The sequence below is a fragment of the Flavobacterium anseongense genome (genome assembly GCF_021608185.1).
Taxonomy (GTDB): Bacteria; Bacteroidota; Bacteroidia; order Flavobacteriales; family Flavobacteriaceae; genus Flavobacterium; species Flavobacterium anseongense.
In genome coordinates, this window is the sequence record NZ_JAKIHN010000010.1 from 68,894 (window position 1) to 83,569 (window position 14,676).

Genomic DNA, 14,676 nt, shown 5'->3' on the forward strand with positions numbered 1-14,676 from the left:
TTTAAGTATATTTGAGCATCAAAAAAATAATATGCCTCGCTTTTCAGTAATAATTCCGGTTTTTAACAAAGAAAAATTTGTTGCCAAAACAATAAAAAGTGTTTTGTCGCAGACTTTTACCGACTTTGAAATTATTATTTTAAATGACGGTTCGACGGATAAAAGTGAGCAGGAGATTCTATCAGTTACCAATGAAAGAATTCATTATTTTTTCAAACAAAATGAAGGTGTAGCCAAGGCAAGAAACTTCGGAATTGAAAAAGCAACAGGCGAATATCTTTGTTTTCTTGATGCCGATGATTATTGGTATGACAACTTTTTAGAAACGATGAATCAATACATTCAAAAGCTTCCGAATGAAAAAGTCTTTGCCAGCGCGATTGAAATTGAAACCGGTAAAAAGATAATTCGCGCACAATATTCTTTTCAGCAAAAAGGTGATTATGAAATTGTAAATTACTTTGAAGCCAGTCAAAAAGAAGCCGTTTTGTGGACATCTTCGGTCTGTATTCACAAAGAAGTTTTTGAAAAATGCGGCACTTTTGATGAGCAATTGAAAATTTCCGAAGACACTGATTTGTGGATACGAATTGGTTTGCAGTATCAAGTGGTCTTTATTTGGTCCATTTTAGCACGCTATGTTTTTGATGAAAACAGCATTTCCAGAAACCTAAACTATATTTTCGAAGATGTCTTTTTTGAAAAATATGTTTTGGAAGAAAAGAAAAATCAGGCCTTAAAAAAGTATATGGATTTGAATCGGTTTTCGACTGTGATAAAACATAAACTCAATGAAAATAATGAACAGGCACAGAAAATTTATGCTGAAATTGATTTGAAGAATCTAAACAGTAAGAAAAAAACACTGCTTCAATTGCCATCAATTATGTTAAAAATACTTCTGAAGTTGAAAGTCTTTATGACAAATATTGGTTTAGGAAACTCCGTTTTTAGATAATTTGAAATCGGCAAAATCACGGATATAATCTGCTTCCTCAAAAACATCTGAAGCCAAAACCAAGCAAACAGAACCCGAAGAAAAATTCTCCAATTCACGCCAAATGCCGTTTGGAATAACTAATCCAACATTAGGCTTGTTGAGCGTAACTGTTTTTTGCTCATTACCATCATTCAAAATCACATCAAAACTACCGCTCAAAGCTATCAACAATTCCTGTTGCATTTTGTGCGAATGTCCGCCACGTCTGCCTCCGCTTGGTATATCATAAAGATAGTAAACGCGTTTCATTTCAAACGGAACTGCATTTCCTTCAAGCACTGAAAGATTACCACGTGTATCTTGAACTTTGGTAATATCAAGCGTTATTGCGTCGTGTATTGTTGTCATTATGCCTCTAATAATTGTTTCCATTGTTGCGCAATGGTTTTCAAAGATAAGTGTTCTACGCTTTTTTGTGCATTATTTTTACAGGTTTGATGTAAATTTTCGTCTTCAATCATACTTTTTATAGCTTCAGACAAAGCAATCTCATTGTGATTTTCTACCAATAATCCGTTGAAATTATTTTGGATGATTTCACTCGGGCCAGTTTCGCAATCGACCGAAATAACCGGAGTTCCGGCAGCTAACGATTCAACCAAACTCATTGGAAAACCTTCAAAACGACTGGTCAGAATCGTGCATTTTGCATTTTGGATAAAAGCGGTAATGTTCTTTTGAAATGGCAAAACCAGAACAAAAGGTTCTAATTGCAGTTCCGCAATTTTTGCCTGAATAAAATCCTTGTCCGAACCATCGCCAACAAGCAACAGCATCGTTCCTTTACTATAAACTTTTGACTGTTTAAAAGCGTTGAGCAGCAAAGTAAAATTTTTGATTTCTTCTTCAAATCTGCCAAAAAACAAAATATAACTCTTCGGTATAAGATTAGGTAACTGATACATTTTATCCGGAAAATCAACCGGATTATGAATTGTTATCGTGTTTTTGAGATTGTATTTCTCCTGAATTTTTTCCTCTATATCTTTCGAAACACAAACCAATTTGGTCGCTTTTTGATATAGAAAATTGACGCCAAAAGAAAACTTAGAAAAATACATTTCAAGATTCGAACTGTGAATCATAAAATAGCTTTTTCGATTGCCGTAAATCCATTTGGTAAAAACCTCACGGATAAAAAATGGTCTGGAACGATTGTCAATTACCGTTTGAATATCATTTTCATGCAGGTATTTGGCAATGTGTTTTCCTTTTTTTACTGCTCTAAAAACACCTTTCTCCTCGGAAAATAATTTCCCTAAATTGACTAAAGTTCCTTTATAATCATAATCAACAAAATCCAAAATAATGATGTGATGCACTTCATAACCTAAGTCGTGTAACATAAAACTCAACAAACCCGCAAAACGCTCTGCACCGCCAACACCAAGTGAAGCGGAAACTATGGCAATTTTGTTGTTGTTTTTCATTTCTTACTTATATTGCATCAAATATAGTAAGAAATGAAGATTTTACTCATTGGAGAATACAGCCGATTGCATAATTCCTTAAAAGAAGGGTTGCAAAAGCTTGGAAACGATGTGACCATTTTGGGTTTTAAAGATGGTTTCAAAGATTTTCCGGTTGATTTTCCTTTGGAGAAAAAATGGGATTCGGGCTTGCTGAAAAAAATAAAAATAGCCGTTTTAAGACTTAGCGGTTTTGATATTACTTCCTATTTAACCTATCGCCAATTTCGGAAAAACAGCAATCAATTCAAAGGTTTTGATGTTGTTCAATTGATAAATGAGAATAGCTTTTTTTGTGATTACACACATGAGAAAAAGATTTTGAAATATCTTTTCAAGCAGAACAAAAAGGTGTTTTTGCTTTCGGCAGGTGATGATTATATGTATGTTAATTACAACTTTGAACATCCTGAAAACCCATCGATTGTGCAACCTTATTTAGCCGGAAAAATTGCGGATAAAGCATTTTCTAATGTTTTAAAATTCAGAACCAAATCATTTAAAAAACTACATCAATATATTTATGAAAATATTCAAGGTGTTATTGCAACCGATTTAGATTACCATGTACCGTTGCAAAATCATCCGAAGTATTTAGGTTTGATTCCAAGTCCAATGAATGTTGATAAATTTCCAAAAAAGGAATTAGTAATCAACGAGAGAATTGTCATTTTTCATGGCATCAATCGGGAAAGTTATTTCAAGAAAGGAAATGATTTTTTTGAGAAAGCATTGGAAATCATAAAGAAAAAATACGATGATAAAATTGATGTTTTTGTCACCGAAAATGTTCCTTATAATGATTATATCAGCCGCTATAATCAGGCGCATATTTTGCTTGATCAATTGTATGGACATGATCAGGGAAGCAACGGATTAGAAGCTATGGCAAAAGGCAAAGTGGTTTTTACCAATGCGAGTAATGTCTTTGAAAAGCACTACAATTTGACTGAAAAAGTCGCGATTAATGGTTTGCCCGATGTTGATTATTTGGTTAACGAACTATCATTTTTAATCGAAAATCCAACCGAAATAATAGCAATTGGAAAACGGGCAAGAAGATTTATAGAAAAGGAACACGATTATATAAAAATTGCCCAACAGTATTTGGCTATTTGGAAATGAAAAAGCTACTGAACAATATCGGATTACTATTTTTATTACCGATAATGGCTGCGGTTTTTTATATGCTGACGTTACCCGTTTCTTTTGATGAAGCAGCTACTTTTTTGCTATTCACCAATAAAGGTTTTGCCGAAACTGTTTCGCATTATCCCGCGCCGAATAATCATGTTTTGCACTCTGTAATAACCAATATAACCAAATATTTTCCATGTCTTTCTGACTTAGTAAAACTCCGAATTTCAGCCTTACTGGTTCATATTACAACCTTAATCGCACTCTATAAATTTGTCTCGACACATTTCGGAAAGAAGACAGCATTACTGGTTTTGGTGCTGAGTTCAATGCTTTTTTTAAACATTTATTACAGCTATATGTCGAGAGGTTATTCGCTGGTGAATTTGTTTTTTATCTGCAACCTATTTCTTTCGTTCAATCTTATCAAAGGAGAAAATACAACAAAGAATTGGGTATTATTTAGTCTGTTTTCAATCCTTGGTTTTTACACGATTCCATCCTATTTGTATCCGTTTTTAACTTTAAACGCTTTTATTTTTGTTTTGCAGCCAAAGTATATTTGGAAGCAATTTTTGTTCGGTCTTGTTGTTGTCTTGATTGTTTATTTGTTGTATTTACCAATCATTATAAATGAGGGTCTGGCAGCGATTACAGCTAATCCTTATGTAAAGTCGATTAGTTTTTTACAAACAATAAAATCATTGCCATTATTTTATTTGTACAGCATTCAGGAAATTACCGGAATTCATTGGAGTATATTTATTTTGATGCTTTCGATCTCGATTTATTTGATTCTGAAGTCTAAAAATAAGCTGGATATTGTTTTTGCTGTGACTTTTATTTTAGCACCAATGATACTGTTAAGTTTGCAATGTGTAATACCGTTTGCCAGAGTTTTCAATTATTATAGTTTTGTGATAATCTTGTTGATTTTATTACCATTTAAAGATAAAATAGAAGCATTAAATCTCACCTATTTACTTCCGGTTTTATTAAGCATTCAATTATTACTATTGCTGAATTTTAATTCGAGAATCTATGCTTATGAAAATAAAGATCAAGCAATAAACATTACGGCTGGTAAAATAATTCCAAAGATAATCGGCAATAAAAAATACTTGTCAAATCACTCATTGTTGACCTACAATTTAGAATTTGAATTGATTTCAAAAGGCTATAAAAACTATCGGATAAAAGAAGTTGAATACAACGAAATAAGTGCTGATACCATTTCGAAATTTGATTATGTTATCATCAATAAAGAAGCTGATAAAACTGTCGCGAAAAAGCCTATAATACGAACTGACTACTATTCGGTTTATAAAAATTAGCTGTCTTTTGGTTTGAAGAAGAGCTTTCTGAACATAACCAAAACCAATACAAAACAAATTAGATTGGCGTAAAAATAAGCCTGTAAAACACCCTCGGTTGCGCTTTGTTTTATCAAATAAAAAGAAAGCAAAAAGTACATTAAATTAAAAACTATTTCTACTAAAAAGTAGCGCTTCATCATGGTTTTTACCAAAATCTGAAAGCCAAATGCCAAGGTCATTATTCGGAAAAAATCTCCTAAAAGCTGCCAAATTAAAATATTTTCAACCGGTGAAAATTCGGCAGTAAAAGCTAACTTCAAAATAATTCCTTTGGCAATATAAATCACAACCAACATCGTCAAAAACAAAGGAACAAAAACTTTGAAATAGGATTTTAGTTCGGCTTTAAATTCGCTTTCAGTATGAATTGACGCCAGTTTTGGCATATAATATAAAGACAATCCGGAGCTGAAAAAAATCATATAAAAACTCGACAATCTGTTGACTGCATCCCAAATTCCGGCTTCTTGGATGGAGTATTTTTCTACAATCAAATTTCTAATAAAAAGCAAGGTCAACGGAGCAATTATAGCGGTTAGCAATGCCATTACGGAAAACCGTTTAATAATGTTGAAATACTTTTTACTAATCAATTTTTGAAGATCAAATTTGAAATAATCAGCATGCTTTCGAACAAAAATAAAGGTCACCAAAACCATCAAAACCTCAGCAATGGCAATAGATAAAAGTCCACCGAAAATATTTTCTTTCCAGATTAACAAAGCCGTTAAACCAAAAACCAAAACATTCGATATAATTTGGATAATCATTATTCTTTTAAACTTTTCCAAACCATTATAAATGGCCAACCAAAACGTATTAATCACCATAAACGGCAGCAATAATCCAAAAAAGCGAATTGGACTTGTGTACTTATCAGTAAAAAAAAGAAAGCTTGAAATTGGAGAAGCAAACAACAAAACCAGCAATGCCATCACGCTGGAAATGATTAGAAAAACCCAAAAAAATGTAGAATAAATAACCGAAAGCTCCTTTTTATCTTCTTTGTTTTCGACAAACAATTTGACAATCGAGTTGCTGATACCAAGCGTGGCAACTGATTTTAGCATTAAGGCAAAGTTTCTGAAACTTCCCATCAAGGCCATGCCCGATGTACCAAGAAAAACTGAAATAATTTTAGAAGAGAAAATACCCAAAACAAAACTCACTGCTACCGAAATTGAATTCAGCGACAAAACTTTTAGTAAGGTATTTTGCTTTAAAATTTTCAATTTAGAGATTTCTTATGACTCGCGCCGGATTTCCGGCAGCAATTACATTTTCCGGAATGCTTTTAGTAACAATAGAACCATTTCCAATAACGGAATTTTTACCAATCGTTACCCCTTTTAAAATGGTCACATCATCTCCCAAAAACACATTTTCGGCAATAAAAACAGGTTCCGATTTCAGTTCATTATCATTCCGCTTGTCAATTTCAAGATTATGTCCGTCATTATCAATTATGGCACAATTTACTCCGATTAAAACATTGCTTTGAATGGTTATTTTTGAAAAAGCCACAGCTGAAAAGGCATTGTTAATCGAAACATTATCACCAATGGTAATTTCACTGTCTGAATTTCGAACTTCCAAATAAGCATAATGCGAATAAAAATTCGGAGAAGCAACAACTCCCATTTGGACATTTTTGCCAAAGGATATTTTGCCTTTTCCTTTCAAGAGCAAAGGATGAAACAACTTTGGTTTTCCCGAAACATTGGCACAGTCTGACAGGAGTTTGTACTTCCAATTTCTTAGAATACCAAAAAAGAAAAATTTTATTTTATCACTACTTTTCACAATGCCATTTTTAAATTAAAATCGAGTCTAACAATTCGAAATTAGCTGTCTCAACCTCATAAAAATCCTGGATTAAGGAATGTGCTCCAAAACTTTCCTTCCAAAAATTAATGTTTTTTACTATTTGCAAACCGTTATTTTCATGTGACGGACCAAAGTCGAAATAGTCATGTGATTTGGCAACTTCATTAATTAGAAAATCATATAAAAAATCGATACTTCCCAATTCGTTATTACTTTCACTTCCTGCAATATATTGTGGCTTAACTACTCTTTTTGTAATGAAAAGTGTAGTCCCGCATACCAATTTATCATCCTTATAAACATTAAAATGTCTTATGTTATGCGGAAATTTATTTTTTAATGCTATAATTTCTTCTGCAGAATGAACTGGTTTTGAATTGTATTTATCTCTTAAATTCGGAATTAATAAATCGTTCCAAAACAATTCCATTTTATTATCTTCTCTTATATCTAATTCCAGTTTTTTTCCTCTGTTTATACATTCTCTTCTTGATTTTGAAATCAACCGCTTTTGATTAAGCGTTATAACTGAAACATTGTGCTTCATTACTACATTTCCTTTACAAATGTGTGATAAATAGTTGATTTCATCCGAAGAATAATCACAGTAAATAGTTGGAATTTGTTTTAAAAATAGTTTAGAAACATTATTGTCATTAAGAAATTTTAAAATTGCTCTAAAAACAAAAATAGTATCGTATAATTTAGATTTTGGCTGCAAAACAACTCCACCATAAGTCAAGCCTTGATGCGAAAAAACACTATCTTTTACCCGATTGGCAGGAAGAACCGAAACCAATTCTTCTCCTTCAAAAACAAGCAACGAAAAATCCTGAAATCTATCGGAATGGTATTCCATAAAATCGCGGTGAAACAGAAACGTTGCATTTTTGGCACTACTTATAAAGTCGTTCCAAATAGCATAATCGTCTGAAGTATAAAGTCGAATAGAATAGTTTTTCACAAGTTGCTTTTAAACATCGGAAAATTAAACATTTATTTTAAAAAAGTCGTTCTTATTAAAAATTCAATTTCCAAAAATATTGTTTAATTTTATCTTCTTAACCGTTTTGCTTTGAAATTAAAACGACATTTTTTCCTTTTTATTATTCTTGTTTGTTTCATTCTTAAAACTAATGGACAAAATGTGTCATTGTACAACCAGTTTAATGGTCGTTATGATTTTACTTTCATTGGTAACACGATGAATATTGCTGAAAACAATACAACTCTTGATTTCGTAACAACCACTTCTTCTACAGCAACACTTTCTTTAAATACTAGTGATGTAATTGAAAAAGCCTATTTATACTGGGCCGGCAGTGGCGATGGAGATTTTGAAGTCAATTTAAACTCAGAGGTCATAACTCCGGATAGAACTTTCTCTCTTGTTAGGGAATTTCCCGGTCTGACTTTAACTTATTTTAGTGCTTTTAAAGATGTTACTGCTCTAATTCAAACTACAGGAAACGGCGATTATACGCTATCCAATTTAGATAATTCGGCATTTGATGCGTTACATATTCAACGAAGAACCAATTTTGCCGGTTGGGCAATTGTAATTATTTATAAAAATGATGCGTTACCATTAAATCAAATCAACGTTTACGATGGTTTACAAGGAGTTCCGGATGAATTATCCATTACGTTGAGTAGTTTAAATGTTATAGATGACAATAATTCCAAAGTAGGTTTTATTGCCTGGGAAGGCGATTCGGGTTTGGCAACTGAAGAATTCAGAATGAACGGAACCATATTAAGCAATGCTTCGAATCCGCCAAATAATGTTTTTAACGGGACGAATTCTATAACAGGAAGCAATACTTTGTATAATATGGATTTGGACATCTATGATATTCAAAACAATATTGCCATTGGCGATACAACTGCCGAAATTTCACTTACTTCATTTCAGGATTTTGTAATGATCAATACGGTTGTTACGAAATTAAACAGTCAATTACCCGATGCAACCGTTACAATCGATTCGGTAGAAAAGCAATGTAATTCGAGAACCATTGTGGTAAATTATACGGTATCCAATTTAAATTCAACAAATCCTTTACCGGCAGGAACGCCAATTTCGATATATGTAAATGGCGTTTTTATTGATTATGATGAAACAACACTTCCGATAGGAATTGATGAAAGTATGAGTTTTCAAATATCAATTGTAATTCCAGATACGATTCCGATAGATTTTGAACTAAAAATTAGGGTTGATGATATTGGAAATGGAACCGGAATTGTGACCGAATTAATCGAAAATAACAATACTGATATCACAAACGATTCGCTCTGGATTTCACCAGCTTTCAATCCTTTAGAAAATTTGGTTGCTTGTAATGAAGGCTTTACTCGTGGCACTTTTGACTTTTCGTCTTATGAAGATTTGGTTAAAACAAATCCCGAAGATAGTGTTCGTTTTTATGAAACATTTGAAGATGCAACTGCCGATGTAAACCCAATTTTAAATACAACCAATTACCAGGCAATGCCAACACCAAAAGAAATTTTTGTTCGCGTTTTTAACGATAATTGTTTTAGTGTTACTTCATTTCTATTGACAACCAGAAATTGTCCTCCAACCGTTTACAACTTTGTTTCTGCCAATAACGATACTTATAATGACAACTTTTTTATTGGTGGCTTGCGCGATATTTTTCTGGATTTCAAAATAGAAATCTACAGTCGTTGGGGAAGATTGCTTTGGACAGGAAATCAAAATACCGAAGATTGGAATGGTTATGTCAATGATGGTATTGAAAGTAAAAATGCTCCTGATGGCACTTATTTTTATTTGCTTTTTTTAAATGATATTGATTATCCCGAGCCTTTGAGTGGATTTTTATATTTAAATCATTAAAAAAACGCTGTATATTTGACTAGTCAATTAGCCCTATGAAACAAATTACTTCTGCTCAAAATCCGTTTGTAAAATCGTTGGTGCAGCTTCAGGAAAAAGCGAAAGCCCGAAAACAATCCGGTACTTTTTTGATTGAAGGAATACGCGAAATTGAGTTAGCCATTAAGGGAAAATATGAAATAGAAACCGTTTTATTTCTTCCCGAATTGGTTTCAAATAACCAAATAACCAAATTATCGAATAACCCTATTGAGATTTCAAAAGAAGTCTATCAAAAACTAGCGTATCGCGATACTACTGAAGGAATTCTGGCTGTAGCCAAAACAAAATCATTACAATTATCCGATTTAAAACTTCCTGAAAATCCGTTGATTCTAGTAATGGAAGCCATAGAAAAACCGGGAAATATTGGTGCCGTTTTGCGAACTTGTGATGCTGCGAAAGTCGATGCCGTAATTATCGCCAATCCAAAAACTGATTTATACAATCCGAATATTGTGCGTTCCAGTGTTGGCTGCTTGTTTACCAACCAAATCGCAACAGGTTCAACCGAAGAAGTGATTGATTTTTTGATTCAAAACCATATCAATTTCTATAGTGCGACTTTACAAAATTCAACATCATATCATACGCAAGATTACACTACGCCAACCGCTTTGGTTGTTGGCACAGAAGCTACAGGTCTAACTGAACTTTGGCGAGAAAAAGCGACACAAAACATCATCATTCCGATGCAAGGAGAAATAGACAGTATGAATGTTTCGGTTGCTGCAGCTATTTTGCTTTTTGAAGCTAAACGACAACGCGGATTTTAAGTAATACAATTTAATAATTAACCATCAAACCAAAATCAAATGAAAAAAAATCTATTCATCTCGTTCCAACCAATCAATTTATCTTTAGGTATTTTACTTGTCAGAGTTATCATTGGAGTTCTTATGGCTTTTTACGGGTATCAAAAACTCATAAATTTCGAAACTATGGCAGCTTCCGACTTTTGGGCTAAGGAAGTTAGCTTTCTGGGCATGACCGGAAAAACACCATTGGCACTGACCATTTTTGCTGAATTCTTCTGCAGTTTATTATTAATAGTTGGCTTATTTACCAGGCTGTCCTTAATTCCATTGCTTATCTGCATGGGATATATAATTGCCTTTACTGCCAAATTTGAAGTAATCTATTCAGGCGACAATGGTATTGAAGTCAACAATGCTTTTGTGTATTTCGTAATTTATCTGGGTATTTATCTTACTGGTCCGGGAAATTATAGTTTGGATTATAAAATTGCCAATCGATAACACAATTCAGTTGCACATCTCGTTTGTTATTTCTAATTTTAGGAATTGATTGAACATGCTATGATTGAAATAGATTTAGAAGAAGAAAAAAAAGCTATTGCCCGAGAATACAAGGAATTACTTCGGATAAGTTATCAAACCTTAACCGATTCTGATAAAAAACTCATTCGAAAAGCCTTTGATGTTGCCGTTGAAGCTCATAAAGACCAACGTCGTAAATCGGGTGAAGCTTATATTTTTCACCCTATTGGCGTTGCCAAAATTGTAGCTTCTGAAATTGGTCTTGGTGCCACAAGCATAGCCGCTGCCTTGATGCATGATGTAGTTGAAGATACCGATGTAACTATTGAAGACATCGAAAAAAAATTCAATCCAAAAATTGCGCATTTGGTCGAAGGTCTGACCAAAATTTCCCAGGTTAAAAAAGACATGAACATCTCGATGCAGGCGGAAAATTTCCGTAAAATGCTATTGACTTTAAATGATGATGTTCGTGTGATTTTGATTAAAATCGCTGACCGTTTGCACAATATGCAGACAATGGATTCGATGCCCGACTACAAACAAGTAAAAATCGCATCGGAAACCTTATATATCTATGCTCCACTTGCGCATCGTTTGGGATTGTATAACATCAAAACGAAATTAGAAGACTTAGGTTTAAAATATACCGAGCCCGAAATTTACAAGGATATTGTCAGCAAAATAAAAGAAACCAAAGAAGAACAGGACGAATACATCAAAACGATTTCTGAAGTTTTAAAAAAATCCTTGGATACAGAAGGTGTTGAGTATACCATGAAAGGCCGACCAAAATCTATCTATTCCATTCGAAGAAAAATGGCGGCACAAAACGTAACTTTTGATGAAGTCTATGACAAATTTGCCCTCCGAATTATATACAAATCCAATCTTCACGACGAAAAATTCCTTGCCTGGAAAATTTATTCTATCGTTACTGATCATTATCGCCCAAGTCCAAGTCGTTTGCGCGACTGGATTTCGTCGCCAAAATCTACCGGTTATGAAGCCTTGCACATTACCGTCATGGGACCAAAAGGTCGTTGGGTAGAAATTCAGGTGCGAAGCGAACGCATGGATGAAATTGCAGAAAAAGGATATGCTGCACACTACAAATACAAACAAGGTGCTACTGAAGAAAGCGGTTTAGACACCTGGCTAAATCTTTTAAAAGAAGCTTTGGAAAGTTCAGAAACCAATGCGGTCGATTTTGTAGAAGATTTCAAAATGAATTTGTATGCCAAAGAAATCTTTGTCTTTACACCAAAAGGTGAAATCAAATCATTGCCCAAAGGAGCCACTTCGCTCGACTTCGCTTTCAGCATTCACTCCGAAATCGGAATTAAAACCCGCGGAACACGTGTTAACGGAAAATTAGTGCCTCTCAATCATGAATTAAAAAGTGGTGATCAGGTTGAAATCATAACTTCTGTACATCAAAAACCAACGATAAACTGGCTGGATTATGTAACGACTTCGAGAGCTAAAAATAAAATCAGAAACGTTCTCAACGAAAACACCAAGAAAATTGCCGAAGACGGAAGAGAGTTATTAACCCGAAAACTGAAGCATTTAAAAATTACCATCAACGAAAATGTAGTCAATGAATTGGTGAACTATTTTAAGCTAAAAACCAGTTTAGATTTATTTTATCGCGCCGGAATTGGCTCTATAGAAAACCAACAACTCAAGGATTTTGCTGCTCAAAAAAGCAATACCCTGATGAATTTCTTCAAAAACAAAATCAAGCGTTCTCCGAATGCTAATCCGGAAGAAATTAACAAACCGGTATTGAACAGCAATTACGACATGCTCGTTTTTGGTCCGGAACAAGATAAACTCGATTATAAATTGTCTTCCTGTTGCAATCCAATTCCAGGTGATGATGTGTTCGGTTTTATTACGATCAACGAAGGTATAAAAGTGCACAAAAAAGATTGTCCGAATGCCATCGCATTACAGTCCAATTATGCATACCGAATTATGCTGGCCAAATGGATTGATTCCTCACAGCAAGAATTCAAAGCTGTTTTGAAAATTACGGGAATGGATAGTTTAGGATTAACCAATGAATTAACTAAAGTGATTTCAAATAATATGCATGTGAATATCCAGAGTATTTCCCTCAGCGGTGAAGCCGGAATGTTTTATGGACAAGTAGCCGTTATTGTTCAAAATAATGCGATTCTGAAAAAACTCATCGATAACATCAAAAAAATTGATGGTATTGATAAAGTCACGAGAGTTTATACGAATTAAGTTTGAGTTATAAACTTTAAAACTTTGCCACTTAAAACAAAAAAATTACCTTTGCCACATGACACTAATTGCATCAGATAATACTAAAAATCAAGAGACCGTAAAAAACGTTTTTACACTCTATCTTGAAAACAAAGGTCACCGCAAAACACCTGAACGCTATGCTATTCTTCAGGAAATTTATGATAGTTCAGAGCATTTCGATATCGAGAATTTGTATATTAAAATGAAAAACAAAAACTATCGCGTGTCACGTGCTACCTTGTACAATACCATCGAACTTTTATTAGATTGTGGTTTGGTGCGCAAACATCAGTTTGGACAAAATCAGGCGCATTATGAGAAATCGTATTTCGACAAACAACACGATCATATCATCATGACCGATAGCGGCGAAGTAATTGAGTTTTGTGACCCACGCATCCAAACTATTAAACAAACCATCGAAGAAATATTTGGGATTGAAATCCATAACCACTCGTTGTATTTCTACGCGAATAAGAAAGAATAATTTAATACCCTTTTTGATGAAAAAATTTACGTTTTTACTGCTGATGTTTGTCAATGTTGGCTTTACGCAAATTACTTTTTTCAATTACCTCAACTACACTTCTGAATGGAGACAATACCGTGGTGGTTTGGGAGAAACGGGTTATAATACTTATTATTTAGACGGAGATCAAACTTTTGGGTCTATCACTTATTACAATTTTTACAGAAGTGAACACAAAATAGAAACCAACATTTACTTTGGAGGTACAACCATTACCGATACAGTATATGGACCAGGTTACCTCAGAGAGGATAGCAATGGTAAATTTTGGTTTTATGATCCTGAAACTAATACTGAAACTTTGTGGTTCGATAATCAACCGGTTATAAACGCTAACATTGGTGATACATATAACTTTACTGGAGCTAACTGTGTCATTGAAAATATTGTAAATTATCCTCTAGGTTCACGGACACTGAAAAGAATTTGCGGACAATATACAACTGGATGTACCGGAAGTATGGAAGGTGTCGGTGATATTGGTATGGTATGCAGTGCCGGTTATGAATTTACAAGCTATATGGCTTGTTATACTAAAGACGGAAACACCATATCATTTGGTAATTCCGATTGTAGTTTATATCCTGTCCCAAACAGGTCCAGCTTAAGTATTATCGAAAATACCGAAAATACTTTTGCGGTTTTCCCGAATCCTTCCAATGGAGTTTTTAACATAGTAACAAATTGGGATAACTCAGAAAAGAAATATTCAATTACAAACCTTGTCGGTTTAGTAGTAAAAAAAGGATACTTAAATAATACCATGTCTATTGATTTGTCAGATGTCTCCAGTGGTGTTTACATTCTGAACATCACTAACAATATTGGTATGGTAACCAAAAAAATTATAAAACAATAATACAACAACAC

The 14,676-nt window shown here is 33.7% G+C and carries 14 protein-coding genes; 9 read left to right on the forward strand and 5 right to left on the reverse strand.

The window, feature by feature from the left end:
* Nucleotides 1-31 precede the first annotated feature (31 nt).
* A complete protein-coding gene (locus L1S35_RS12250; protein ID WP_236401105.1) occupies nt 32-958 on the forward strand; it encodes a glycosyltransferase family 2 protein in 927 nt (308 codons plus the stop codon).
* Here L1S35_RS12250 and L1S35_RS12255 read toward each other — a convergent pair.
* Both L1S35_RS12255 and L1S35_RS12260 read right to left on the reverse strand, forming a co-directional pair.
* Complete coding sequence (locus tag L1S35_RS12255; RefSeq protein ID WP_236401107.1) at nt 935-1,372, reverse strand: sugar 3,4-ketoisomerase; 438 nt, start codon at nt 1,370-1,372, stop codon at nt 935-937. The two genes, L1S35_RS12250 and L1S35_RS12255, sit on opposite strands and share 24 nt — an antisense overlap.
* On the reverse strand, nt 1,348-2,430 hold the full coding sequence (locus L1S35_RS12260) for a glycosyltransferase (protein ID WP_236401108.1): 1,083 nt from the start codon (nt 2,428-2,430) through the stop codon (nt 1,348-1,350). Before L1S35_RS12260 ends, L1S35_RS12255 begins: the two co-directional genes overlap by 25 nt.
* Nucleotides 2,431-2,463: 33 nt before the next feature.
* Between L1S35_RS12260 and L1S35_RS12265 the strand changes: the two genes are divergently transcribed.
* A complete protein-coding gene (locus tag L1S35_RS12265; protein WP_236401111.1) occupies nt 2,464-3,594 on the forward strand; it encodes a glycosyltransferase in 1,131 nt (376 codons plus the stop codon).
* On the forward strand, nt 3,591-4,940 hold the full coding sequence (locus L1S35_RS12270) for a glycosyltransferase family protein (protein ID WP_236401113.1): 1,350 nt from the start codon (nt 3,591-3,593) through the stop codon (nt 4,938-4,940). Before L1S35_RS12265 ends, L1S35_RS12270 begins: the two co-directional genes overlap by 4 nt.
* Here the strand turns inward: L1S35_RS12270 and L1S35_RS12275 are convergent.
* The 3 genes from L1S35_RS12275 to L1S35_RS12285 are packed head-to-tail and all read right to left on the reverse strand — an operon-like array spanning nt 4,937 to nt 7,773.
* The gene (locus L1S35_RS12275; protein WP_236401115.1) at nt 4,937-6,214 is read right to left on the reverse strand and encodes an O-antigen translocase; all 1,278 of its coding nucleotides are present in this window, start codon (nt 6,212-6,214) and stop codon (nt 4,937-4,939) included. The genes L1S35_RS12270 and L1S35_RS12275 overlap by 4 nt on opposite strands.
* Nucleotide 6,215: 1 nt before the next feature.
* On the reverse strand, nt 6,216-6,785 hold the full coding sequence (locus tag L1S35_RS12280; protein WP_236401117.1) for an acyltransferase: 570 nt from the start codon (nt 6,783-6,785) through the stop codon (nt 6,216-6,218).
* A gap of 10 nt (nt 6,786-6,795) precedes the next feature.
* Nucleotides 6,796-7,773, reverse strand: coding sequence for a GNAT family N-acetyltransferase (locus tag L1S35_RS12285; protein WP_236401119.1), 978 nt, complete (start codon nt 7,771-7,773; stop codon nt 6,796-6,798).
* Between the two features lie 183 nt (nt 7,774-7,956).
* Between L1S35_RS12285 and L1S35_RS12290 the strand changes: the two genes are divergently transcribed.
* From L1S35_RS12290 to L1S35_RS12315, 6 genes are read left to right on the forward strand one after another with little or no spacing between them, the layout of a single operon-like run.
* Nucleotides 7,957-9,675: a T9SS type B sorting domain-containing protein gene (locus tag L1S35_RS12290; RefSeq protein WP_236401121.1), complete on the forward strand. Its 1,719-nt coding sequence runs from the start codon at nt 7,957-7,959 to the stop codon at nt 9,673-9,675.
* Between the two features lie 35 nt (nt 9,676-9,710).
* The gene (locus L1S35_RS12295) at nt 9,711-10,490 is read left to right on the forward strand and encodes a TrmH family RNA methyltransferase (RefSeq protein WP_236401123.1); all 780 of its coding nucleotides are present in this window, start codon (nt 9,711-9,713) and stop codon (nt 10,488-10,490) included.
* A gap of 39 nt (nt 10,491-10,529) precedes the next feature.
* Complete coding sequence (locus tag L1S35_RS12300) at nt 10,530-10,973, forward strand: DoxX family protein (protein ID WP_236401125.1); 444 nt, start codon at nt 10,530-10,532, stop codon at nt 10,971-10,973.
* A 60-nt stretch (nt 10,974-11,033) separates the two neighbouring features.
* Nucleotides 11,034-13,253, forward strand: a complete 2,220-nt coding sequence (locus tag L1S35_RS12305) for a RelA/SpoT family protein (protein ID WP_236401126.1) — start codon at nt 11,034-11,036, stop codon at nt 13,251-13,253.
* Between the two features lie 58 nt (nt 13,254-13,311).
* Entirely contained in the window at nt 13,312-13,764 is a 453-nt protein-coding gene (locus tag L1S35_RS12310) for a Fur family transcriptional regulator (protein ID WP_236401128.1), read from the forward strand.
* A gap of 16 nt (nt 13,765-13,780) precedes the next feature.
* A complete protein-coding gene (locus tag L1S35_RS12315; RefSeq protein ID WP_236401130.1) occupies nt 13,781-14,665 on the forward strand; it encodes a T9SS type A sorting domain-containing protein in 885 nt (294 codons plus the stop codon).
* Nucleotides 14,666-14,676: the final 11 nt, after the last annotated feature.